Origin of the sequence: Curtobacterium sp. AG1037 (genome assembly GCF_003349855.1) — a bacterium.
In the GTDB taxonomy this organism is placed as follows: Bacteria; Actinomycetota; Actinomycetes; order Actinomycetales; family Microbacteriaceae; genus Curtobacterium; species Curtobacterium citreum.
The window spans coordinates 112,521-136,045 of sequence record NZ_QQAO01000002.1; the positions used below are offsets into that span (position 1 = coordinate 112,521).

Genomic DNA, 23,525 nt, shown 5'->3' on the forward strand with positions numbered 1-23,525 from the left:
CCCCGGTGAATGGTTCTCCACACCTCCCCGGCGAGCCTGGGTGTCCGGGCTGGAGCGGTCCTAGACTCGATCCGAGCCGAACCGACCACCGCGAGCAGAGGATCCCCGATGACGATGCCGGACCGGCGCACCCCCGTGCGACTCGCCGACACGCGAGCGCTCCTGTTCGACCTCGACGGCGTCCTCACGCCGACGGCCGACGTGCACATGCGTGCCTGGAGTCGGCTGTTCACCCCGTACCTCGATGCACACGGTGTCGCGCCGTACACCGAGCAGGACTACTTCGACTCGATCGACGGCAAGCCCCGCTACGACGGGGTTCGCTCGTTGCTCGCCTCGCGCGGGATCGAGCTGCCCGAGGGCACCCCGGACGACGCCCCCGACGCCGACACGGTGTGCGGGCTCGGCAACCGCAAGAACGCCGAGTTCACCGCCGAGCTGACCGAGCACGGCGTCGAGCCGTACCCGGGCTCCCTGCGCTTCCTCACCGCCGCGATCGACGCCGGGGTGCAGGTCGCCGTGGTGTCGAGCTCCGCGAACGCCACCCAGGTGCTCCGCACGGCGGGCATCCTCGACCGCTTCCCGGTCGTCGTCGACGGGCTCGTCGCGCGGCAGGACGGCCTCGCCGGCAAGCCCGCGCCGGACACGTACCTCGACGCCGCGGAGCGCCTCGGACGGACCGCCGCCGAGTGCGTCGTGGTCGAGGACGCCACGAGCGGCGTCGAAGCCGGCCGGAACGGTGCCTTCGGCCTGGTCGTCGGCGTCGACCGCGGCGCCGGCGCGGACGCCCTCCGCGCGCACGGCGCCGACGTCGTCGTCAGCGACCTCGACGAGCTCGTCGACCAGCTCCCCGCCTGACCACGCGACCCCATCGCGACACCCCCCTCACCCCACCCCGCACTCCATCCCACGGAGCACACTGCATGAACCCCATCACCTCCGACCCCCTGGACCGCGTCCGCTACCCGGTGGACGAGTGGGCGCTCGTCGAGACCGAGTACGCCCCCGACGAGCAGGGCGTCGCGGAGACGAACTTCGCCGTCGGCAACGGGTACCTGGGCCTCCGCGGCAACCTCGACGAGGGCCGCGGCGGCGTCCAGTACGGCACGTACGTCAACGGCTTCCACGAGACGTGGCCGATCCGGCACGCCGAGGACGCGTTCGGCTTCGCCAAGACCGGGCAGACCATCATCAACGCACCGGACGCGAAGGTGATCCGGCTCTACGTCGACGACGAGCCGCTCGTCCTGGCCGAGGCCGACATCCTGCGGCACACCCGGCGCCTCGACTTCCGCGGCGGGTACCTGTACCGCGAGACGGAGTGGTCGACGCCGTCCGGCAAGCGGGTGCTCATCCGCTCCCGCCGGCTGGTGTCCTTCACCGACCGGCACCTGGCGGTCATCGACTACGAGGTGACCGTGCTCGACGCGGACGCCTCGCTCCTGCTGTCGAGCCAGATCCTGAACCGCCAGGACGTCCAGGACGAGTACCACGCGGGCATGCGCGCCGCGGCGAACGCCTTCGACCCGCGCAAGGCCGAGGCGTTCACCGAGCGCGTGCTCGAGCCGAAGCTCAAGCGCAGCACCGCCGGCCGATCCCTGCTGGGCTACCAGGCCGCGAGCTCGGGCATGACCATCTGCGTCGGGGTCGAGCACCACCTGGAGACCGACAACCACTGGGACGAGAGCTCCTCGATCGAGGACGACCTCGCCAAGCACGTCTACCGGGTGCAGGCACGCCGGGGCGTCCCGACGCGGCTGGTGAAGCACCTCGTCTACCACACGTCCCGCGGCGTGCCGGCGCGTGAACTCGGCGACCGCTGCGACCGGACGCTCGACCGGGCCCGCGCCGAGACGGTCGACCAGACGTTCGACAAGCAGCGCGCCTGGATGGACGACTACTGGACCCGCAGCGACGTCGAGATCCCCGGGCAGCCCGAGATCCAGCAGGCCGTCCGCTGGAACCTGTTCATGCTCGCGCAGGCGACCGCCCGGACCGACGGGCACGGCATCGCGGCGAAGGGCGTCACCGGGTCCGGGTACGGCGGGCACTACTTCTGGGACATGGAGATCTACGTCCTGCCGTTCCTGTCGTACACGGCACCGATCGCCGCTCGGAACGCGCTGCGCTTCCGCTACAACATGCTCGACGCCGCCCGCTCCCGGGCCCGCGAGCTGAACCAGCGCGGGGCCCTGTTCCCGTGGCGGACGATCAACGGCGAAGAGTCCAGCGCGTACTACGCCGCGGGTACCGCGCAGTACCACATCGACGCGGACATCGCCCACGCGCTCATGCAGTACGTGCGCGCCTCGGGGGACCGCGACTTCCTCAAGCGCGGTGCGATCGACATCCTGGTCGAGACCGCACGGCTGTGGGCGGACCTGGGCTTCTGGCGTTCGAACGGCGACAAGAAGTTCCACATCGACGGCGTCACCGGGCCGGACGAGTACACGACGGTCGTCGACGACAACCTCTACACGAACGTCATGGCCCGGGCGAACCTGTGGTTCGCCGTCAACGCCTGCCACGAGCTCGCCGTCGACGACCCGGAGGAGTACGGCCGCATGGTCCGGCGCACCGGCCTCGACCCGGCTGAGGTCGTCGAGTGGGAGCACGCCGCCGAGTCGATGGAGATCCCGTTCGACCCGCACCGCGGCATCCACCCCCAGGACGCCCAGTTCCTCGACAAGGAACTCTGGGACCTCGAGAACACACCCGACTCCAAGCGCCCCCTGTTGCTGCACTACCACCCGCTGGTCATCTACCGGTTCCAGGTGCTCAAGCAGGCGGACGTCGTGCTCGCGTTGTTCCTGCAGGGTCACGAGTTCACCGCGGCCGAGAAGCGCCGGGACTTCGACTACTACGACGCCCTGACGACCGGCGACTCGACCCTGTCCGCGGTCGTCCAGTCGATCATGGCGGCCGAGGTCGGGTACCACGACCTGGCGGCGCGATACTTCCAGACGGCGCTGTACGTCGACCTCGCCGACCTGCACGGCAACACCGCGGACGGCGTGCACATCGCCTCGACGGGTGGCATCTGGGGTGCGCTCGTCAACGGCTTCGGCGGCATGCGCGACCACGGCGGACGGATGTCGTTCAACCCGCGCCTGCCGAAGGACTGGGACCGCCTGACCTACCGCCTGACGGTGCACGGCTCGCGGATCCGCGTCGACCTCGAGGAAGAGCAGATGACCTTCACGGTCGAGACCGGCGACGGCTTCACCGCGTGGGTCCACAACCAGCAGTGGGAGGTCCCGGCCGGCGAGCCGACCGTCGTCCCGCTGCCGCACCACGGGCCGCGGATGAGCGGGCACGCGCCGACGACCAGTGACATCCAGGGCACGCTGCGGGCGGACGGCTCGGTCATCACCGCGTCGATCCCCACCATCTCGCTCGACCGCGCGTTCGAGATCGACGAGACCACCGCCTGACGACGGCCGGCACGACGGCGGCCGGCACGACGGCGGCCGGACCGGAGGCACGGTGCGGGTCCGTCCCGCACCGCGCCTCGTCCGTCGGGTCCGGCTGGCAACGCCCCCAGCCGTGCCCGGGCACCGTGGTCCCCCGTGCCCGCCCGGGCCGACGGCGTCTCCTGCGGCACTGACCGTGCAACGAGAGGAGACACACATGGACGAGCGGTTCGCAGGCAAGGTCGCGATCGTCACCGGAGCGGGATCGGGGATCGGGGAGGCCACCGCGCGCGCCTTCGTCGACGAGGGCGCCGCCGTGCTCCTGGTGGACAGCGTCGAGGAGAAGGTCCGGGCCGTCGCCGACTCGCTGCCCACGGGCCGCGCGGTCGCCGTGCGCGCCGACGTGGCCGACCCGGCAGCGTGGGAGACGATCGTGTCCGCAGCGGTCGACCGCTGGGACCGGGTCGACGTCCTCGTGAACAACGCGGGGACCTTCACCTCGGGCGACATCACCGACATCGAGCCGGACGAGTGGCGCCGGGTCATCGACACGGACCTGTCGAGCGTGTTCTACGGCACCCGTGCGGCGCTGCCGTTCCTCCGCGAGACGAAGGGGTCCGTCGTCAACACCTCGTCGGTGTCCGGGATGGACGCGGACTGGCGGATGAGCCCGTACAACGCCGCGAAGGGCGGCGTGACGAACTTCACGAAGGCCGCGGCGCTCGACAACGGGCAGTTCGGCGTGCGGGTGAACGCCGTCGCGCCCGGGCTCGTCTGGACGGACATGACCCAGCAGCAGGCGGAGGACGAGGAACTCCAGCACGCGTTCGCCGAGCGGGTGTCGCTCGGTCGCGGTGGGCGGCCCGAGGAGGTCGCCGCCGTGATCCTGTTCCTGGCGAGCGACGCCGCGAGCTACGTCACGGGAGCCGTGCTGCCCGTCGACGGTGGCACGACCGCGAGCAACGGGCAGCCCGCGCAGTCCTGACCGCGGCGGGTCACAGGAGCTTCCGGAGGGTGTTCGTGTTGCGGGTCGTCGTCGTGCGCTTGAAGCGTGCGGCGGCGGCCCGTCTCGCGAACGCGGTGTCGGTGCTGGAGCCCTTCGGGCACGACCAGTACACGACGCCGTCACCCCGCGCGACCCGTTCCACCGACTCGTCGACGGTCAGGTCCTCGAGCAGGGCGTCGAGCGCCGGGGCCGCTGAACCGAACACGACGTAGTCGTGCCGGTCGGGACCGGACGGGAACGGGAAGCCGTCGACGATCGCGGCGAGCCGTCCGTGCGGGACGAGCACGATCCAGGCGTCGTAGCCGAACCGGTCGCGGAGGCCCTGCTCGGCGGCGCCCGTGACCGAGGCGGCGTCCCCGTCCGCGGTGAACTGGACGTTGCCCGACGCGAGCACCGTGCGCACGTCCTCGTACCCGAGCTCGCGGAACAGCGCCGCGAGCTCCGCGCTCCGGATCGTGATCCCGTTGACGTTCACCCCGCGCAGCAGCGCGACCCACCTGGCCATGTCGGCACCGTAGCGCGCTCGACCGACGCGGGGCGATCCTCCAGTCCGATCCACAAGAAGTGTTGCGCAACGATTCTTGTGGATCTATCGTCGAGTCATGGACGTCCAGCGACTCGACGACGCAGCCCACATGCGGGCGCTCGCCCACCCGACCCGGCTGCGCATCGTCGGGCTGCTGCGCTCCGGCGGTCCGCAGACCGCCGCGATGCTCGGGGAGCAGGTGGACGAGGCGCCCGGGACGATCAGCTACCACTGCGGGCGACTCGCTACCGCGGGCTTCATCGAACCCGCGCCGGAACTCGGCACCGACCGACGTGAGCGCTGGTGGCGGGCCACGGCGCAGCACACGTCGTGGAACCTGGCCGACGCGTTCGACGACCCCGACCGGATGCTCGCCGCCACGGCGCTCGACCACACCGTCGCCCAGGCGTACGCCGACGAGTACCGGGCGTTCATCGACCACGTCCCGGCACTCGGTCGCGAGTGGGTCGCGGCCTCGAACAGCGGCGACCGGGCGCTCCGGCTGACGGTGGACGAACTGCGGGACCTCGGCGCCGAACTGCAGGGCGTGCTCGACCGGTGGGAGGCCGTCAGCGCCGACCACGTGGCGGGCGACGGCTCCGAGCGTGTGACGGCGGTCGTGCAGAGCTACCGGTCGGCACGGCCGTGAACGCGCGGTGGCGGCTGCGGTCGCTCCTCGCGGTGCAGGTCGTCTCGCGCACGGGCAACGTCGCGACGACCATCGCGGTGCCGTTCGTGGTGCTCTCGCGCGGTGGGTCCGCGACCGACGTCGGCATCGCGGCGTTCGCGGCGACGGTGCCGATCGTGCTCGGCGGGGCGTTCGGCGGCGTGCTCGTGGAGCGGTTCGGGTTCGTCCGGTCGAGCGTGGTGTCGGACCTCGTCAGCGCGGTGACCCTCGCCGCGGTCCCCCTCCTGGCGTGGACGGTCGGGCTGCCGTCGTGGGGACTGCTCGTGCTCGTGTTCCTCGGCGGCTTGTTCGACACCCCGGGGGAGTCCGGGCGACGGGTGCTCCTGCCGGGGCTCGCGACGGCCGCGGGTGTCCCGCTCGAACGGGCGGTCGGGCACTTCGAGGCGTCCGTCCGGTTCTCCGTGCTGCTCGGTGCGCCGGCCGCCGGACTGCTCGTCGGCGCCGTCGGACCGCTGCCTGCGCTGGCGGTCACCGCGTCGGTCTTCGCGGCGGCGGCGGTGCTCGCGGTGCTGACGCTCCGCGGTGCGACGGTGCACCCGGCGCCGGACGCGGCCCCGGCCGAGCCGTCCGCGGGCTACTGGCGGGACCTCGGGGCCGGGTTGCGGTTCTGCGTGCGGGACCCGCTGTTCCGGCTCGTGATCGCCCTGGTGCTCGTGACGAACCTGCTCGACGCCGCACGGTCCACGGCGCTGCTCCCGCTCTACGCCGACCGCGTGCTCGACGGCGCACAGTCGCTCGGCATCGTCAGCGGGACCTACGGCGGGGCGGCGTTCCTCGGGTCGCTCGCGTTCGGGTACGTGGCGCACCGGCTGCCGCGCCGGATCACGTTCGTGGTCTGCTTCGTGCTCGCCGGCGGACCGTCGCTCGTGGTGCCGGCACTCGGGCTCGGGCTGCCGTGGATGCTCGGCGCGTGCGTGGTGTCCGGGCTCGCGGCCGGGGCGCTCAACCCCATCCTCGGCGCGGTCGAGCTCGAGCGGATCCCGGGGCCGATGCGGGCCCGGGTGTTCGGGTTGCTCTCCGCGGGGTCGTGGGCGGGCATCCCCCTCGGCGGGCTCTTCGGCGGGATCGCGGCGGACGGCATCGGCGTGACTGCGACGTTCGGTGTCGTGGCGGTGGTCTACACGGTGGTCACGCTGTCGCCGTTGCTCGGGGGGTCGTGGCGGTTGATGGAGCGCCGTGCGGTCGGGGCGCCGGAGCCGGTCCCGGTGCCGGTCTCGACTCCGTCGGCGTGAGGCCGAGCGGGGCTGTGCCGGGCCGGCTGCGCTCCGCACAACCGGAAGCACGGCGCACCACGGACTCCCGCGGCGCGGCGTGCTTCCGGTTGTGCGGGAGCACTCCGCACCACCGGGCGCCGACCCGCTCGGAGTGCCCCGAGCACCGCTCCGGTAGACGGGGTGCATGACTGACGAGCGACACGACGACGGCCAGGGTCCCGACGACGCACACCAGGTGCCGGAGGGGGTGTCGGAGGCGACCGTCGAGGCCCTCGGCACGCTGTCGGCCGCCCTCGAGGTGCTCGAGCACGCCCGTGGCCTGCTCTACGGGTTCCACCGGCTGACGGGGACGGCGGACCTCAACCTCGGGGACGCGGTCGAGCAGCTCCGGAAGGCGGGTCACACCGAGCTCGCGGAGCGGATCGACACCGAGCTGGTGGGGCGGAACGTCATCGACGGGCGGTGGACGTTCCAGATCGTCGAGGACTACGACGACAACTACTACGCGCTCGCCAAGGAGCTCGAGCAGACCGCTCGCGACCAGCTCGTCGGTGGGAAGCGCCACCTGTACGAAGCGAGCATGAAGGAGGACCGGCGCACGGACGGCCGGCGCCGCCACGAGGCCAAGCCGGCGGACCTGCGGGACTGACCCCGAGCCTCCAGTCCGGCCTGCCGAACGGTCTCTTCGCGAAACGCAACGTGGGCGGCTCCGCGCAGCGGAATGTCGCTGCGAGGAACCGCCCACGTTGCGTCTTGCGGGACGAGCGGGCGGGACGAGCCGGCGGGACGAACCGGCGAGCCGGCCCCGCTACCCCACCCCGAGCAGGGCCTCGAGCGGGCCGCGCGCGAAGTACAGCAGGAAGCCCGCGGCGACGACGGAGAGCAGCCACGAGACCTCGCGCCCGCGGCCGGACAGCAGCTTGATGAGCACCCAGCTGATGAAGCCCGCGCCGATGCCGTTCGCGATCGAGTACGTCAGCGGCATCACGACGATCGTCAGGAACGCCGGCAGCGCCGCCCCGAAGTCCGTCCATTCGATGTCCTTCACCTGCGCCACCATGAGCGCACCCACGACGACGAGTCCGGCGGCCGCGACCTCGAGCGGCACGACCTGGGTCAGCGGCGTGAGGAACATCGACGCCAGGAACAGCAGCCCCGTCACGACCGAGGCCATGCCCGTGCGGGCGCCCTCGCCGATGCCCGACGCGGAGTCGATGAACACCGTGTTCGACGACACCGAGGCACCACCGCCGGCGATCGCCCCGGCACCCTCGACGACGAGCGCGGACTTCAGGCGCGGGAAGGTTCCGTCGGGCTTCGCGACCCCGGCGGCCTTCGCCAGCCCGGTCATCGTGCCCATGGCGTCGAAGAAGTTCGTGAACACGAGCGTGAAGACGAGCATCGACGCGGCGACCGGACCGATGCGGGTGAACGCCCCGAACACGTCCGCGTGCCCGACGAGCGACAGGTCCGGCAGCGCGAAGAACGCACTCGGCAGCCCCGGTGCGTTGAGGTTCCAGCCGGTCGGCGAGTCCACCGAGGTCGGGACCTTGAAGATCGCCTGCAGGATGATCGCGACGATCGTCGTGCCGACGATGCCGATGAGCAGCGCACCCTTGACCTTGCGCGCCATGAGCGTGCCGATGACGACCAGGCCGATCAGGAACACGATCGTCGGCAGGGCCGCGACGGAGCCGTCCTCGCCGAGCTGCAGCGGCGGCGACGCGTTCTTCGTGGTGCGCACGAAGCCCGAGTCGACGAGCCCGATGAAGGCGATGAACAGGCCGATGCCGACCGTGATCGCGGCCTTGAGCTGCGCGGGCACCGCCGTGAAGATCATCGTCCGGATGCCGGTCAGCGCCAGGATGACGATCACCACGCCGTTGATGACGACCAGGCCCATCGCCTCGGCCCACGTCACCTGGTGCACGACGCTCACGGCGAGGAACGAGTTGATCCCGAGCCCCGCTGCGATGCCGAACGGCAGGTTCGCGACGAGTCCCATCGCGATCGTCATGACCCCGGCCACGAGGCCGGTGGCCGCGGCGACCTGGGCGTTCTGCAGCCAGCCACCGAGGACGTCGTGCGGTGCCTGGTCCTGGCTGAACCCACCGAGGATGAGCGGGTTGAGGATGACGATGTACGCCATCGTCACGAACGAGACGAGGCCACCACGGACCTCGCGGGGGATGCTCGACCCGCGCTGCGTGATCGAGAAGAAGCGGTCGAGGCCGGATGCGAAGCGGTTCCGGGGCGGGGTGTCGGTCTGCTGGGCGCTCACCGAAGGAGTTTACAGAACGCTGGGAGTGCGGCGGGTCGCGCTGGTACGGCGGTCACCGATCCGGCCGGGAGGCGCGCCCCACCTGGACGGGGTACGGCACCCCGGGTGCCGGGTCGCGTTCTGCGGCCAGACACGGTGTTGGATGAACAGGTGAACGAACGTCTGGACCGCGCGCGCATCGAAGCCGCCGTGCGCGAGCTCCTCCTCGCCGTGGGCGACGACCCCGACCGCCCCGAGCTCGAGCGGACGCCGGCCCGCGTCGCCGACTCCTACGCCGAGTTCTTCGCCGGCATCGGGGTCGACGCGACCGCGATCGCCCGGGACGGCGCCGTGCACTCCGAGGACGGCGAGCGCGGCCAGCTCGTGGTCGTCCGCGAGGTCCGGTTCCGCTCGATGTGCGAGCACCACCTGCTGCCCTTCATCGGGGTCGCGCACCTGGCGTACGCGCCGGGGGAGCAGCTCATCGGCCTCGGCACCCTGTCCCGCGTCCTCGACGCCGTGGCCTCGCGCCCGCAGCTGCAGGAGCGGCTCGGCGAGCAGGTCGCGGCGGCCGTGGCCGAGGGACTCGACGCCGCGGGCGTGCTCGTCGTGCTCGACGCCCGGCACCAGTGCGTCACCGCGCGGGGCGAACGGCAGTCGGGGTCGTCGACGGTGACCGTCGCGGCGACCGGCAGCCTCGCCGAGGCCGCGGGCCGTGCCGAGGCGATCGCGCTCATCGGCGCGGGCCTCGGCGCTGCCGCGGGTACCGGGAACGACCACGGGGCGGACGCATGACGACCGAGCAGCCGGCCACGAGCCTCCCGGCCGTGTCCACCGCACCCGGCTGGGTGGTGCCGGACCTGCGCGACCCGATCCGCACCATCGGCCGCCGCACCTTCGACTTCGACCACCGCGTCGCCGTCATGGCGATCGTCAACCGCACGCCGGACTCGTTCCACGACAAGGGCGCGACCTTCGCGCTCGACCGGGCCGTCGAGGCGGCGGTGCGCGCCGCCGACCAGGGTGCCGACTGGGTCGACATCGGCGGCGTGAAGTTCGCTCCCGGACCCGAGCTGTCCGCCGCGGACGAGCTCGACCGCGTCCTGCCGGTCGTGTCCCAGCTCGCGCAGCAGTCCGACGTCGTGATCTCGGTCGACACCTTCCGACCCGAGGTCGCGGCGGCGACGATCGCGGCCGGCGCCAGCGTCGTCAACGACACCACCGGACTCTCCGACCCGCGGATGGCGTCCGTGGTCGCGGACTCCGACGCGACCATCGTCATCACGCACTCGACCGCGCCGCCCCGGCAGCACCTGCCGGAGCCGCCGACGTACGCGGACGTGACCGCCTCGGTGGTGGCGTTCCTGCAGGAGCGCGTGGACCGGGCACTCGCCGCGGGCATCCCCGAGTCGCGGATCATCGTCGACCCGGGCCACGACCTCAACAAGAACACCGTGCACACGCTCGAGGTCACGCGGCGGCTGCCCGAGGTCGTCGCGCTCGGCTACCCGGTGCTCGCCGCGGTGTCGAACAAGGACTTCGTGGGGGAGTCCCTCGGACGCCCCCGTGGTGAGCGCCTGCCGGGGTCGCTCGCCGCGGCCACCGTCAGCGCGATGCTCGGCGCCCGGATCGTCCGGATGCACGACGTGGTCGAGAGCGTCGACGCCATGCGCATGGTCGAGGCGGTCCTCGGCTGGCGCGAACCCGTGGAAGCGAGGCACAACACGTGACCGTCCTGCCCCCGTCCGTCGCGGACCTGTCCGACGACGACCTGCTCGAGCTCTACACCGCCTCCGTGCCCGAGGGGCCGTGGCTGCGCGTGAACTTCGTGGCGACGCTCGACGGGTCGGCCTCCGCCTCGGGCCGCACCGCTTCGCTCGGCGGGGACGACGACCTGCGGGTGTTCGACCTGCTCCGCCGGACCGCCGACGTGGTGCTGGTCGCCGCGGGGACCGTGCGCGACGAGGAGTACGGCCCGATGGTGCTGCACGACGCCGACGTGGCGTGGCGCCGGGCGCACGGGATGCCCGACCACCCGGTCTTCGCGATCGTGACGAACTCGGCGTCGATGGACGCGTCGTCGCGGGTCTTCACCGAGGCGCCGGTGCGGCCGATCGTGCTGACCTCCGGATCGGGAGCCGCGTCGTCGTCCGGGAAGGCCCTGGCGTCCGTCGCGGACGTGGTGGAGTGCGGCTCCACTGCTGTGGACGTGGATGCGCTGCGGGACGCCCTGGCCGCGCGGGGGCTGGACCGGATCCACTGCGAGGGCGGGCCGTCGTTCCTCGGGGCGCTCGTGGCGGCCGACGCGGTGGACGAGCTGACGCTGACGATCGACCCGTCGCTCGAGGGCGGGGAGGGGCCGCGGATCGCGACCGGGTCCTCGCCGGAGCTGCGGCGGATGCGGCCGGCGCACGTGCTGCTCGGCGACGGTGGGGTGCTGCTGACGCGGTGGGTGCGGGCGCGGGGCTGACGCGGGACGGCGCGCGGGTCGCGCGGGCGGGGCGGCGTGGTGCCGAGTCTCGCGCTGGCGGACACGACTCGCGCTCCGGGACGCGAGTCTCGTCCGCCGGGCCGAGTCTCGGCGCGGCTAGGGTCGACGGTGTGATCGACGTCGTGGTGTCCGGGGTCCTGTTCGACATGGACGGGACGCTCGTCGACTCGACCACGGTGGTCGAGGCCGCGTGGGGTCGCTTCGGCGCCGAGCACGGCATCGACCCGGCCGAGATCCTCGCCTTCTCGCACGGTCGGCAGACGATCGACACCGTGCAGCGCTTCCTGCCGCACCTGTCGCCGGAGGACCAGCACGCGATCGTCGCGACCATGATCGCCGCCGAGATCGACCACACCGACGGCATCGTCGAGGTCCCCGGCGCCGCCGCCTTCGTCCGGCGCCTGCTCGACGCGGGGGTCCCGATCGCGCTCGTGACGAGTGCCCCGCGGGACCTCGCCGTGAAGCGCATGGTCGCCGCCGGGGTCCCGGTGCCCGACGCCCTCGTGCCGTCGGAGGACGCCGAGCGGAGCAAGCCGCACCCCGAGGGGTACCTGCGCGGTGCCGCCCTGCTCGGGGTGCCCGCCGAGCGGTGCCTGGCGTTCGAGGACGCCCCCGCCGGGGTCGAGGCCGCGCTCGCGTCCGGCGCCACCACGGTCGTCGTCGGGGCCCTCTCGGCGCCGGTGACCGAGGGGCTGCCGCGCATCGCGGGGTACGACGGGCTCGCGGTCGAGCGTGAAGGGGCCGCTTTCCGCGTCCGCGGCTGAACGTCGGCTCCGGACTGCGAACGCGTCCAGCGCTCCCCGACGACGGTGGTCGTTGCGGTCAGGACCCTCGACCGCAGGTGCGGCCGGACGATCCCGGCCCGGAAGGAGCGACCATGGCAGCCCTCGACGGCAAGAAGATCCTCGTCATCGCGACGAACTACGGTGTGGAGCAGGACGAGATCGTCGTCCCCACCGACCAACTCCGTGAGCGCGGTGCGGACGTGACCGTCGCCGCGCAGGAGTCGGGCTCGATCGAGACCCTCGTCGGCGACAAGGACCCGGGCAAGTCGGTGTCCGTCGACACCACCATCGGCAGTGTCAGCGGAGCAGGCGACTACGACGCGCTCGTCGTCCCCGGCGGCACGATCAACGCCGACACCATCCGCCAGGACAAGGACGCGCTCGCCCTCGTCAAGGCGTTCGCCGAGGCCGGCAAGCCCGTCGCGGCGATCTGCCACGGCCCGTGGACGCTCATCGAGGCGGGCGTGGTCTCCGGCAAGACGATCACCTCGTTCCCGTCGCTCCAGACCGACGTGCGGAACGCCGGTGCGGAGTGGGTCGACCAGGAGGTCCAGGTCGACGGCGGCCTCATCACCTCGCGGAACCCCGACGACCTGCCCGCGTTCGTCGACGCGATCGAGCAGGCGCTCACCGCCTGACGCCGCCAGCGCGCGGTTCAGGGCAGCGGCACGGGGCGGGTCGTCCGGAGCACCGCGGGTCCGAGGGTCAGCACCCCGTCGGACTCAGGGTCGCACCGGACCCCGCCCCGACCCCGCATCGCACGGAACGCCCCCGGTGCGACCTCGTGGTCCATCCAGGCGCACGGGTTCGCCGGGCGGTACCCGCGGAACAGCACGGGCTCCTCGCCGGGGACCTGGAGCGAGAACGGCTCCCCGCGCAGCGCCTCGACGTCCGCGCCGCGGAGCACCACGTTCCGTCGGGTCGCCGCCGGGTCCACCGCCGCGCCGAGGGAGCGAGAGACCTCCTCGAGCCCCTCGACACCGATGACCGTCACGGTGGCGTGCACGTGGGCCCGGGCGGCGTAGTACCGGTCGCCGACGATGCCGAGTCCCGCCCGCAGCTCGATCCGGTCGCGCAGCTCGGGTCCGTCGGCCGGTAGCGCACCGTCCACCGGGCGCCCCTCGTATCGGTGGCGGGGTGACGCGAGGAGCAGGACGACCTCCACGGGGGTCTCGACGCGCAGGTCCTCGGCCACGCGCCCACCGTAGTCGTAGCGGCCGTGGCGAGCCGCCCCGGATGCCGCCGCTGCCGTGTCCGATTCCCGCCGGTCACTGTCGCCGGCCCGTGTCAGGGTTGCCGCATGACCAGCACCGCGGACGACACCCTGCACGCCGAGCGCTACCGCGTCGTCGCCTCCCGCGACGCGCGGTTCGACGGTCAGTTCGTCACCGCCGTGCACTCGACGGGCATCTACTGCCGACCGTCCTGCCCCGCCCGAACGCCGCGCGCGTCCGGGGTCACCTTCTTCCGCACCAGCGCCGCGGCGCACCTCGCCGGGTTCCGCGCGTGCAAGCGGTGCCTGCCCGAGGCGACCCCGGGCAGCCCCGAGTGGGACCTGCGCGAAGACGTCGCCGGCCGGGCGATGCGGCTCGTGCTCGACGGGGTGGTGGAGCGCGAGGGCGTCCCCGGCCTCGCCGCTCGGGTCGGCTACTCGGAACGGCAGCTCGGTCGCATCATGACGGCCGAGCTCGGTGCGGGACCGAAGGCGCTCAGCCGGGCACACCGCGCGCAGACCGCCCGCGCGCTGCTCACCTCGTCCGACCTGTCCGTGGCGGACGTCGCCTTCGCGGCGGGCTTCGCGAGCGTCCGGCAGTTCAACGACACCATCCGCGAGGTCTTCGCCGTCACCCCGTCGGAACTCCGGGCCCGCCGCGTGCTCCGCCCGGTCGAGGACGGCTGGCTGCACGTGCACCTGCCGGCCCGCGCCCCGTTCGACGCCCAGGGCCTGCTCGACTGGCACGCGCTCCACGCACTCGCCGGGCTCGAGCAGGTGGAGCGGGACGACTCAGGGCGGGTCACCTCGTACGGGCGGCTGGTCGACCTGCCAGGAGGCCCGGCTCGCTTCACGGCGTCGGCCTCCGCCACGCGGACGGCCGGCTCCGCAGCCGGTCGGACCGGCATCGACCTGCGGGTGCGGCTGACCACCCTGTCCGACCTGCCGACGCTCGTCGCGCGGGTGCGCTCGCTGTTCGACCTCGACGCCGATCCGGAGGCGGTGGACGCGGTCCTCGCGGCCGTCCCGGAGCTCGCACCCGCGGTGGCCCGTGTCCCGGGGATCCGGCTGCCCGGGCACGCCGACGCGGACGAGGTCCTGTTCCGAACCCTCATCGGCCAGCAGGTGTCGGTCGCCGCCGCACGCACGGCGCAGACCCGGCTCGTGGCCGCGCTCGGCGCACCGGTGCCCGACGACCTGGTGCCGGGCGGTCGACTGTTCCCGACGGCTGCAGTGATCGCGGAGCGCGGTCGCGAGGTCCTCCGGGGCCCGGCGGCGCGCGTGGACACCATCATCCGCGTGGCCGAGGCACTCGCGGTCGGCACGCTCATCGTCGATGCCGGGCAGTCCCTCGACGAGCTCCGGGGCGGACTCCTCGCGGTGAAGGGCATCGGCCCCTGGACCGCCGACTACGTGGCACTGCGGGTCCGGCACCACCCCGACGTGTTCCTCCACAGCGACCTCGCCGTGCGGAACGGTGCACAGGAACTCGGACTGCCCGGTGCGGCGCGCGAGCTCTCCGTACGGTCGGAGCAGGTGGCGCCGTGGCGGAGCTACCTGACGATGCACTGCTGGCGGCCGATCGTCGACCGGGCGGCCGCCGTCGCCGAGACGAGCGCGCGGGCCGCGGCGGCAGCCGCCCAACGAAGCTGATCAACGAGGAGGACGACCGATGACCGACGCCATCATCCAGACACTGGACACGCCAGACGGGCCCTTCACCGTGCTCGAGGACTCGGAGGGCCGCGTGCTCGCCTCGGGGTGGACCGACGACGCCGAGCGCATCGTCGCCCGGCTGGCCGACCGACACCGACCCGAGCGCGTGGTCGACGGCGCGGTCAGCGCTGCCGAGGCGGTCGACGCCTTCTACGACGGGCAGGTCGAGCAGGCCATGCAGGTGCCCGTGCGGCAGTTCGGCACGGACCTCTTCGCCGAGGGGTGGCGACAGCTCCGGGCGATCCCGGCCGGGTCCGTGCTCACCTACACCGAGCTCGCGAGTGCCATGGGTCGGCCCGACGCGATCCGAGCTGCCGCGAGCGTGTGCGCACGGAACGCCCCGGCGCTGTTCGTGCCGTGTCACCGGGTCCTCCGGTCGGACGGCACCCTCGGCGGGTTCGCGTGGGGCCTCGACATCAAGCGGTCCCTGCTCGAGCGGGAGTCGGTGGGCGCGACGGCGCTGGTGTGACGGGTACTGGCCGTCCTCCCCCTGCTTGCGGGTGGTGACGCGGACCGGGGCGCCTGCCATGCTCTCGGTACCGACACCAGCACGGTCCGTCCCGAGGACCCGACGCAGCGCCGTCGCACCACCCCGAGGACACCCATGCACGACGACCGTTCCCGCACCCCCGAGCACGCGGTGGGGCCTCCCGGAGTGCCCGGCGCCCCGGGGAGCGCCATCGCGCCGGCCCCGCTCCCGGCCGGGCACCTCTCGCCCGGGCAGCCCTCGGCCGGGCAGCCCTCGGCCGGGCAGCCCTCGGCCGGGCAGCCCTCGGCCGGGCAGCCCTCGGCCGGACACTTCTCGGTCGGGCACCTCGACCGGATCGTGCACTCGGCGGACGGCACGCCGCTCGCCGTCTCCGAGGCCGGCTCCGGTCCGACCCTGCTCGTCGTCGGCGGCGCCTTCGACCACCACGGCACGCCGACGGTGGACCGGCTCGTCCGGGCACTCCGCGACCGCTACCGGGTCGTCACGTACGACCGGCGCGGCCGGGGCGCGAGCGGGGACACCGCCCCGTGGTCGATCGAGCGCGAGATCGAGGACATGGCGGCGGTCGTCACCTCGGTCCCCGGTCCCGTCGACGCGCTCGGCACGTGTGTCGGTGCGGGCCTCGTCCTCCGTGGACTCGCGGCCGGCGTCCCGCTCCGGCGCGCGGTGCTCTGGGAACCGCCGTACCGCGCGACCGTCGACCCGCACGCCGACGACGTCCTGCTCGCGGACGTCCTCGACGAGCACGTCGCCGCGGGCCACCGCGGGCAGGCGGTGCGGGCGTTCCTCGCCCAGGTCCTCGGCCTGCCGATGGGCCAGGTCACCGCCGCACGACTCCGACCGCGGCTGTGGAGGGCCCTCCTCGCCGATGCGCACGTGCTCTCCCGCGACGTCCGGGTCCTCGGCGGACTGGCGGTCCCGCAGCGCGTCGCCGAAGCGGTGGGCGTCCCGGTGCTCGTCGCCGCGGGGGACGCCGGGGTCGAGTGGATGCGTGCAGCGGCTGCGGCGCTCGCCGAGGCCGTACCGGGTTCGCGGTCCCTCGTCGTCCCGGGACAGGGACACGTGCCCGACCCCGTGGTCCTCGGGCACCTGGTCGACCGGTTCACGGGAGTCGACGCACCGAGCGTCGATCCAGGGGACACCGACGCGCACTGACCGACCGGCTGCTGCGAGAGGATGGTGCGGTGACTGCTCCCCGCCTCGGCCTGCTGCTCGACGTCGACGGACCGATCGCCAGCCCGGTGACCCGGACCATCGCGATCCCGTCCATCGTCGAGGACCTCGTCGCCCTCGCCGCCGAGGGCATCCCGATCGTCTTCAACACCGGTCGGAGCGACGCCTTCATCCGGCAGGAGGTCGTCGGTCCGCTGCTCGCCGGCGGTCTGGCCGAGGGCACCCGGGTGCACGCCGTGTGCGAGAAGGGCGCCGTCTGGTGCTCCATCGGACCGCAGTACGACGGCGGCACGGGCGAGCTGACGGTCGCCGAGGACCTCGCGCTCCCACACGACTTCGCGGACGAGATGCGCGAGCTCGTCCGGGCCGAGTACGCCGACCTGGTCTTCTTCGACGAGACGAAGCGCGCGATGGTGTCGATCGAGCAGCGCGTCGAGGTGCCGAACGCGACCTACCTGGCACGCCAGGCCGACTTCGACGCGCAGGCGATGGCGGCGCTCGTGCGTCGGGGCCTCGGCGTGCGCCGCCTCGACGACGTCCGGCCGGACGCCGACGGTGCCGTGCAGTGGCGCATCGACCCGACGATCATCTCGACCGACGTCGAGTCGGACCGGTCCGGCAAGGACCTCGGCGCGGAGCGGTCGCTCGAGCTGCTGTCGGCGGACGGCGAGCTGCCGGTCACCTGGCGCACGGTCGGGGACTCGCGCAGCGACTACGCGATGGCGGACTGGCTGCACGCGAACGGCCACGACGTCGCCCACGTCGACGTCCGACCCGCTGACGGGGTCCCCGCGACGCCGTACCCGGTGCTCACCGCTCCGGACGGGATCATCCACGACGAGGCGGGCGCACGCTTCCTCGCGGACTGGCGCCGCACCGCCTGACCCGCCCCGCCCGACCCGTCCCGGAATCGGCGCCGCGGCCGACGCGCGCACCCGGCCCCGTGCCTCCCGGCCGAGAGGCCGTCGTCCACGCGATACGCCCCGCTCGAGCCGAGACACCGTCCCGTCCCGCGGCGTCTCGCCGGCACGGCGGCGTCTCGCCGGCCGGGGGCGTCCCGCCGTTGCGGCCCGAGCCCCGCCCCGCGCCGCCCGCACCGTTTGCGGACCGGGGTGGTACACCAGTACCCTTCCGGGGTCCACCGCCAGACCGATGACGGGAACCCCCCATGGCACTCCGCACCAAGTCGATCGAGGCCTCGCTGGCCGACTCCGAGGAGCAGGGCCGGTCACTCAAACGGTCCCTCAAGACGTTCGACATCGCCGCGATGGGCATCGCGGTCGCGGTCGGCGCCGGCATCTTCTCCGTCGGCGCGAACGCCGCCGCCAACTTCGCCGGACCGAGCGTCATCATCTCGTTCCTGCTCGCCGCCGTCACGTGCGGCCTGGCGATCATGTGCTATGCCGAGTTCGCGTCGACGATCCCGGTCGCCGGCTCGGCCTACACCTTCACCTACGCGACGATGGGCGAGCTCCTCGCCTGGATCGTCGGGTGGGACCTGATCCTCGAGACCCTCACCGCGAGCGCCGTCATCGCGAAGTACTGGGGCATCTACCTCAGCACCGCGTTCGGGGTGTTCGGCATCGACCTGCCCGACACGATCCAGCTCGGCCCGATCGGCTTCACGTGGGGACCGGTCCTGATCGTCGGCCTGTTCACCGTGCTGCTGGCGTTCGGCACGCGCCTGTCGAGCCGGGTGTCCGCCGTCATCACGGTCATCAAGGTCGCGATCGTCGTCTTCGTCATCGTCGCCGGGGCGTTCTTCGTCAAGGCCGCGAACTTCGCGCCCTTCGTCCCGCCGGCCGAGCCGACCAAGGGTGCCGAGGGCGGCGTCCTGACGCAGTCGCTCGTGTCCTTCGTCACGGGCTCCGCGCCCGCGCAGTACGGGGTGTTCGGCCTGCTCGCTGCGGCCTCGCTCGTGTTCTTCGCGTTCATCGGCTTCGACGTCGTCGCGACGAGCGCCGAGGAGACCGAGAACCCGCAGAAGACCCTGCCCCGCGGCATCTTCATCGGGCTCGGCATCGTCACGCTGCTCTACGTCGGCGTCAGCATCGTCATCACCGGCATGGTCTCGTACCGGCGCCTCGCGGAGGAGGACGCCCCGTCCCTCGCCTCGGCCTTCGACATCGTGGGCCTGCCGTGGGCGGCGGGGATCATCGCCATCGGTTCGCTGATCGGCCTCACCACCGTCGTGATGGTGCTGCTGCTCGGCCTGTCGCGCATCGTGTTCTCGATGAGCCGTGACGGCCTGCTGCCCCGCTGGTTCTCGAAGACGAACCCGAAGACGCAGACGCCGGTCCGGGTGCAGGTGGTCGCGGGTGTGGTCGTGGCCTTCATCGCCGGGTTCACCGCGGTCGAGCGCCTCGAGGGCATGATCAACATCGGCACGCTCTCCGCCTTCGTCCTCGTGTCGATCGGCATCGTGGTGCTCCGCAAGACCCGTCCGGACGCGCCCCGCGCCTTCCGGGTGCCGTGGTCGCCGGTGCTCCCGATCATCTCGGCGGTGCTGTGCTTCTGGCTCATGCTCAACCTCGAGGTCGAGACGTGGCTGCGGTTCATCGTGTGGCTGGCGATCGGCTTCGCGATCTACTTCGGGTACAGCCGTCGGCACAGCCGGGTGGGCAAGGGCCTGCAGTAGGCCCGACGGTCGGAGCGGCTGCGACTCGTCCTCGGCGCAACGCGAAGCACTCCGCGCCACGGGTTTCCGTGGCGCGGAGTGCTTTCGGTTGTGCGGGCGCACGACACGGCGTCACCGCGCCGCCCCGCCGCCCGCCACGCGGCGCGCTGCGGCCGGCCCGCGCTACGCGCCGACGGCCAGCGCGACGCCGAACGACAGCATCACGACGGCGACCAGGCCGTCGAACACGCGCCAGGTGAGCGGCCGGGTGAACAGCGGCCGCAGCAACCGCCCGCCGAACCCGAGGGCACCGAACCACAGGCAGCTCGCCGCCACGGCCCCGACGGTCCACCACCAGCGGTCGTCGACGCCCTGCTGGTTCGCCACCGACCCGAGGAACACGAGCGTGTCGAGGTACACGTGCGGGTTCGCCCACGTGAACACGAGCATGGTCAGGACCGCGGCCCGCATCGTCGGTGCGGCCGGGCGCGTGGTCACCCCACCCCGGCCGGGAGGCGCGACCCCCGTCCGCCCCGCCGGCTCGGCCGTCGGGCTGGTCGCCGACGCGCTGGTCGCGGACGTGCTGGGTGCAGTCGCGCTGGGCGCAGTCGTGCTGGGCGCAGTCGTGCTGGGCGCAGTCGCGCTGGGCGCCGGGATGCTGGTCCGGGTCTGCCCGGCGGGTGCCGCTGCCGGTGCCGGCACCCCGTCGTCGTCCGCTGCCTGCTCGACGCGCATCGCGTCCCCGGACGGCCGCAGCGCGCGCTTCGCCGCGAGGGCCCCGTAGGCCAGCAGGAACGCCGCCCCCACGAAGCGGATGACGACGACCGCGACGGGGAAGCGCTCGACGACCACCCCGACGCCGAGGACACCCGCCAGGATGAGCACCGCGTCCGACACCGCGCACACCACGACGGAGGCCGCGACCACCCGGACCGACGCGGTCACCGCCAACCGGAGCAGGTAGGTGTTCTGCACGCCGATCGCCACGATCAGCGCGAGTCCGGTGCCGAGGCCGGCGAGCAAGGGGAGGAGCGCGTTCACCCGTCCGACGCTAGGGCCGCCGCGACCTGCAGGCCAGCTCACGTTCCTTCGGCACCGTAAGCTCAGCTGCATGCTCCGGCTGCAGCGCGACCACCTCGAGACCCTGCTCGCCGCGGTCGACCACGGCACCCTCGACGCCGCGGCACGGGCGCTGTCGATCACTCCGTCGGCGGTGTCGCAGCGGATCAAGGCGATGGAGCAGCAGCTCGGTCGGGTCCTGCTCCAGCGGACGACCCCGGTGGCGCCGACCGCCGACGGCGAGGTGGTCCTCCGACACGCGCGTCAGGCGCGGCTGCTCGACGACGAGACCGCACGGGCGCTCGGGGTGGGTCCCGACGGGGACGCAGCGCTGCCGGTGGTCTCCTCCGTCGCCCTCGCCGTGAACGCCGACTCCCTCGGCACGTGGTTCCTCGACGCGCTCGCCCTCGTCCGTGCGGACACCGAGGTGGTGTTCGACCTACACCGCGAGGACCAGGACCGCACCGCCGAGCTCCTGCGTGCCGGCACCGTGATGGCGGCGGTCACCGCCGAGGCCGACCCGGTCCAGGGCTGCTCGTCCGTGCTGCTCGGCGTCGACCGGTACCGCGCCGTGGCGTCCCCGGCCTTCGTCGCCCGGTACCTGGACGGCGCGGACACCGAGCGACGGATGACCGACCGGCTCGACCGGGTCCCGCTCGTCGACTACGACCGCGACGACGACCTGCAGCAGGGGTACCTCCGCCGGGTCCTCGGGCACGCCCCCGGCGGTCCGCGCCACTTCGTCCCGACCTCGGCCGACTTCGCCCGCGCGGTGACGCTCGGGTTCGGCTGGGGGATGCTCCCCGAGGCGCAGTGCCTGCATGGCCTGCGGGAGGGCTCGTTCGTCGAGCTCACCCCGGGCCGACGGGCCGACGTGGCGCTCTGGTGGCAGCGGTGGAACCTGACGTCCCCGTTGCTCGAGCGCGTGACGGACGCCGTGCGGACGACCGCGCGGGAGTGGCTGCACCAGCCCGCCTGACGGGGCTCAGGCGGTCGCGCGCCAGCGGAGCCCGTCGACGAGCAGGCCGACCAGGTGCTGGCTCTGCTCGACGGTGGGGGCGCCGTGGCACAGGTCGGCGACCGCGCGGAGCAGCTGGGTCGCGTCAAGGTCGCTCCGGATGGTTCCAGCGGCCGAGGCGGCGTCGAGCAGCCCGGTCAACGCGCCGCCGAGCCGGTCGATGAACCACGGGTGCAGGCCCTCGAACGCCGGGTCCCCGGACTGCAGGGCGGCCGCGAGTCCGCGCTTCGTGGCGACGAACCCGGTGAAGCGCAGCAGCCACCGGGCGAGCGCCTCGTCCGGCTCGTGCTCGGCGCTGAGTTCAGCAGCAGCGTCCGCGCAGTCCTCGACGGCCTGCCGGAACACCGCGACGACCAGGTCGGACCGCTGGGGGAAGTGCCGGTAGAGCGTGCCCACACCGACCCCGGCGCGTTCGGCGACCACCCGGGCGGGGGCGTCGATGCCCTGCTCGGCGAAGACCGCGCGGGCGGTGTCCACGAGGGCGTCGAGGTTGCGACGGGCGTCGGCGCGCACGGGGCCTCCGGTCGTTGGGTGTCGGGATGCGCGGTCCGACCGCGCGGGGCTTGCGGAAACGGAACAGCGTTCCGTATGGTTCCGGAAGAGCGTTCCGGTTCCGTCCACGATACGGCACGGGAGCACCGGGCGCCACGGACAGGAGGCACTCCCATGCAGTACCGCACCCTCGGCCGCACCGGCATCCAGGTCAGCCCCTTCGCACTCGGTGCGATGATGCTCGGCACGGACGGCCGGATCGGCAACGGCGACGAGCAGGACTCGATCCGCATCGTCCACCGCGCCCTCGACGCCGGCATCAACCTCATCGACACCGCGGACCGCTACTCGCAGGGCGGGTCCGAGACGCTGATCGGCAAGGCGATCGCGGGCCGCCGGGACGACGTCGTGCTCGCGACGAAGTTCAACGGCCCGATGGGCGACGACCCGAACCGGCGCGGCAACTCCCGACGCTGGATCACCCGCGCGGTCGAGGACTCCCTCCGCCGCCTGCAGACCGACCACATCGACCTGTACCAGGCGCACCGCCCGGACGACACGGTCGACCTCGAGGAGACCCTGTCCGCCCTCACCGACCTCGTGCGGAGCGGCAAGGTCCGGGCGATCGGCAGCTCGGACTTCCCGGCGTCGATGCAGGTCGAGGCGCAGTGGACCTCGGAGCGCCGCGGCCTCGAGCGCTTCCGCTCCGAGCAGCCGACCTACTCGATCCTCAACCGCGGCATCGAACGCGAGGTGCTGCCCGTCGCCCAGCGGTACGGGATGGGCGCGCTGGTGTGGAGCCCGCTCGCCGGCGGCATGCTGACCGGACGCTTCCGGAAGGGCCAGCAGAGCGACCTCGCCCGCGTCGGGATGTTCCGGCACAACCAGGACGCGCGCCGGATCGACGCCGTGGAGCAGGTGGCGGCGCTGTCCGAGGACACCGGCATCCCGATGACGCACCTGGCGCTGGCGTTCGCGATCGCCCACCCCGGGGTGACGAGCGCGCTGATCGGCCCGCGCTCGACGGAGCAACTCGACGACCTGCTCGCCGCGGCCGACGTCGCACTGTCCGACGAGGTCCTCGACCGCATCGACGCGATCGTCCCGCCCGGAGCCGACGTCTCCCGGCTCGACCAGCAGTACGAGCCGCCGGCGATCACCCGGCAGGAGCTCCGGCGCCGCCCGCTCGCCGAGCGCTCCGCCGCCTGACCCCTCCCTCCCCCCCTCGCAAGACGCAACGTCGGCGGTTGCTCGCAGCGCGATACCGCTGCGAGGATCCGCCGACGTTGCGTTTCGCGGAACGCGCCGCCGCGGAACGCCGCCCCGTCCCGACACGCGCGCCCGGCGCCGGGGCGTGCGGGAAT

The 23,525-nt window shown here is 73.1% G+C and carries 23 protein-coding genes; 18 read left to right on the forward strand and 5 right to left on the reverse strand.

All coding sequences use genetic code 11. From position 1 onward, the window contains the following. Nucleotides 1-108: 108 nt before the first annotated feature. From DEU32_RS02990 to DEU32_RS03000, 3 genes are all read left to right on the forward strand, one after another. Nucleotides 109-858, forward strand: coding sequence for an HAD family phosphatase (locus DEU32_RS02990; RefSeq protein WP_114849304.1), 750 nt, complete (start codon nt 109-111; stop codon nt 856-858). A 65-nt stretch (nt 859-923) separates the two neighbouring features. Then, nucleotides 924-3,434, forward strand: coding sequence for a glycoside hydrolase family 65 protein (locus DEU32_RS02995; RefSeq protein ID WP_114849305.1), 2,511 nt, complete (start codon nt 924-926; stop codon nt 3,432-3,434). Nucleotides 3,435-3,630: 196 nt separating this feature from the next. Beyond that, a complete protein-coding gene (locus tag DEU32_RS03000) occupies nt 3,631-4,398 on the forward strand; it encodes an SDR family NAD(P)-dependent oxidoreductase (RefSeq protein ID WP_114849306.1) in 768 nt (255 codons plus the stop codon). 10 nt (nt 4,399-4,408) lie between these two features. Here DEU32_RS03000 and DEU32_RS03005 read toward each other — a convergent pair whose 3' ends face one another. After that, nucleotides 4,409-4,924, reverse strand: a complete 516-nt coding sequence (locus tag DEU32_RS03005; protein WP_114849307.1) for a DUF1697 domain-containing protein — start codon at nt 4,922-4,924, stop codon at nt 4,409-4,411. Between the two features lie 97 nt (nt 4,925-5,021). Between DEU32_RS03005 and DEU32_RS03010 the strand changes: the two genes are divergently transcribed. From DEU32_RS03010 to DEU32_RS03020, 3 genes are all read left to right on the forward strand, one after another. Next, nucleotides 5,022-5,594: a transcriptional regulator gene (locus DEU32_RS03010; RefSeq protein ID WP_114849308.1), complete on the forward strand. Its 573-nt coding sequence runs from the start codon at nt 5,022-5,024 to the stop codon at nt 5,592-5,594. Further along, the gene (locus tag DEU32_RS03015; RefSeq protein ID WP_181819181.1) at nt 5,591-6,865 is read left to right on the forward strand and encodes an MFS transporter; all 1,275 of its coding nucleotides are present in this window, start codon (nt 5,591-5,593) and stop codon (nt 6,863-6,865) included. Before DEU32_RS03010 ends, DEU32_RS03015 begins: the two co-directional genes overlap by 4 nt. 166 nt (nt 6,866-7,031) lie before the next feature. Further along, nucleotides 7,032-7,496 carry a hypothetical protein gene (locus DEU32_RS03020; RefSeq protein ID WP_058740737.1) on the forward strand — a complete coding sequence of 155 codons (465 nt, stop codon included), beginning with the start codon at nt 7,032-7,034 and terminating at the stop codon, nt 7,494-7,496. Nucleotides 7,497-7,655: 159 nt separating this feature from the next. Here DEU32_RS03020 and DEU32_RS03025 read toward each other — a convergent pair whose 3' ends face one another. Continuing rightward, nucleotides 7,656-9,128 (reverse strand): NCS2 family permease, encoded by a 1,473-nt coding sequence (locus DEU32_RS03025; protein ID WP_114849310.1) that lies wholly within the window; start codon nt 9,126-9,128, stop codon nt 7,656-7,658. Between the two features lie 150 nt (nt 9,129-9,278). Here DEU32_RS03025 and folE point away from each other — a divergent pair, with 150 nt between their 5' ends. From folE to DEU32_RS03050, 5 genes are all read left to right on the forward strand, one after another. After that, nucleotides 9,279-9,902 (forward strand): GTP cyclohydrolase I, encoded by a 624-nt coding sequence (folE, locus tag DEU32_RS03030; protein ID WP_114849311.1) that lies wholly within the window; start codon nt 9,279-9,281, stop codon nt 9,900-9,902. Further along, nucleotides 9,899-10,837: a dihydropteroate synthase gene (folP, locus tag DEU32_RS03035; protein ID WP_114849312.1), complete on the forward strand. Its 939-nt coding sequence runs from the start codon at nt 9,899-9,901 to the stop codon at nt 10,835-10,837. Before folE ends, folP begins: the two co-directional genes overlap by 4 nt. Further along, on the forward strand, nt 10,834-11,577 hold the full coding sequence (locus DEU32_RS03040) for a pyrimidine reductase family protein (RefSeq protein ID WP_229666842.1): 744 nt from the start codon (nt 10,834-10,836) through the stop codon (nt 11,575-11,577). The genes folP and DEU32_RS03040 overlap by 4 nt, the downstream gene beginning before the upstream one ends. Before the next feature lie 131 nt (nt 11,578-11,708). After that, a complete protein-coding gene (locus tag DEU32_RS03045; protein ID WP_114849313.1) occupies nt 11,709-12,362 on the forward strand; it encodes an HAD-IA family hydrolase in 654 nt (217 codons plus the stop codon). A gap of 113 nt (nt 12,363-12,475) precedes the next feature. Continuing rightward, a complete protein-coding gene (locus tag DEU32_RS03050) occupies nt 12,476-13,021 on the forward strand; it encodes a type 1 glutamine amidotransferase domain-containing protein (protein ID WP_114849314.1) in 546 nt (181 codons plus the stop codon). 17 nt (nt 13,022-13,038) lie between these two features. On the opposite strand, the gene DEU32_RS03055 is transcribed toward DEU32_RS03050, so the two are convergent. Next, nucleotides 13,039-13,578: a molybdenum cofactor biosysynthesis protein gene (locus DEU32_RS03055; protein WP_114849315.1), complete on the reverse strand. Its 540-nt coding sequence runs from the start codon at nt 13,576-13,578 to the stop codon at nt 13,039-13,041. A gap of 105 nt (nt 13,579-13,683) precedes the next feature. On the opposite strand from DEU32_RS03055, the gene DEU32_RS03060 reads away from it, so the two are divergent. The 5 genes from DEU32_RS03060 (at nt 13,684) to DEU32_RS03080 (ending at nt 19,613) form a co-directional block, all read left to right on the forward strand. Beyond that, nucleotides 13,684-15,249, forward strand: a complete 1,566-nt coding sequence (locus tag DEU32_RS03060) for a DNA-3-methyladenine glycosylase 2 family protein (RefSeq protein ID WP_114849316.1) — start codon at nt 13,684-13,686, stop codon at nt 15,247-15,249. A 19-nt stretch (nt 15,250-15,268) separates the two neighbouring features. Further along, nucleotides 15,269-15,781 carry a methylated-DNA--[protein]-cysteine S-methyltransferase gene (locus DEU32_RS03065; protein WP_114849317.1) on the forward strand — a complete coding sequence of 171 codons (513 nt, stop codon included), beginning with the start codon at nt 15,269-15,271 and terminating at the stop codon, nt 15,779-15,781. 135 nt (nt 15,782-15,916) lie between these two features. Then, nucleotides 15,917-16,957, forward strand: a complete 1,041-nt coding sequence (locus DEU32_RS03070; protein WP_114849318.1) for an alpha/beta fold hydrolase — start codon at nt 15,917-15,919, stop codon at nt 16,955-16,957. 29 nt (nt 16,958-16,986) lie between these two features. Next, nucleotides 16,987-17,859 carry a hypothetical protein gene (locus tag DEU32_RS03075; protein WP_114849319.1) on the forward strand — a complete coding sequence of 291 codons (873 nt, stop codon included), beginning with the start codon at nt 16,987-16,989 and terminating at the stop codon, nt 17,857-17,859. 284 nt (nt 17,860-18,143) lie between these two features. Beyond that, the gene (locus DEU32_RS03080) at nt 18,144-19,613 is read left to right on the forward strand and encodes an APC family permease (RefSeq protein WP_058740747.1); all 1,470 of its coding nucleotides are present in this window, start codon (nt 18,144-18,146) and stop codon (nt 19,611-19,613) included. 162 nt (nt 19,614-19,775) lie between these two features. Here the strand turns inward: DEU32_RS03080 and DEU32_RS03085 are convergent, their stop codons facing one another. Continuing rightward, nucleotides 19,776-20,633, reverse strand: a complete 858-nt coding sequence (locus DEU32_RS03085) for a LysE/ArgO family amino acid transporter (protein ID WP_258554762.1) — start codon at nt 20,631-20,633, stop codon at nt 19,776-19,778. 70 nt (nt 20,634-20,703) lie between these two features. Here DEU32_RS03085 and DEU32_RS03090 point away from each other — a divergent pair, with 70 nt between their 5' ends. Further along, complete coding sequence (locus DEU32_RS03090) at nt 20,704-21,630, forward strand: LysR family transcriptional regulator ArgP (protein ID WP_114849321.1); 927 nt, start codon at nt 20,704-20,706, stop codon at nt 21,628-21,630. Nucleotides 21,631-21,636: 6 nt separating this feature from the next. Here the strand turns inward: DEU32_RS03090 and DEU32_RS03095 are convergent, their stop codons facing one another. Next, entirely contained in the window at nt 21,637-22,182 is a 546-nt protein-coding gene (locus DEU32_RS03095) for a TetR/AcrR family transcriptional regulator (RefSeq protein WP_114849322.1), read from the reverse strand. Nucleotides 22,183-22,335: 153 nt separating this feature from the next. On the opposite strand from DEU32_RS03095, the gene DEU32_RS03100 reads away from it, so the two are divergent. Then, nucleotides 22,336-23,370: an aldo/keto reductase gene (locus DEU32_RS03100; RefSeq protein ID WP_114849323.1), complete on the forward strand. Its 1,035-nt coding sequence runs from the start codon at nt 22,336-22,338 to the stop codon at nt 23,368-23,370. Nucleotides 23,371-23,525: the final 155 nt, after the last annotated feature.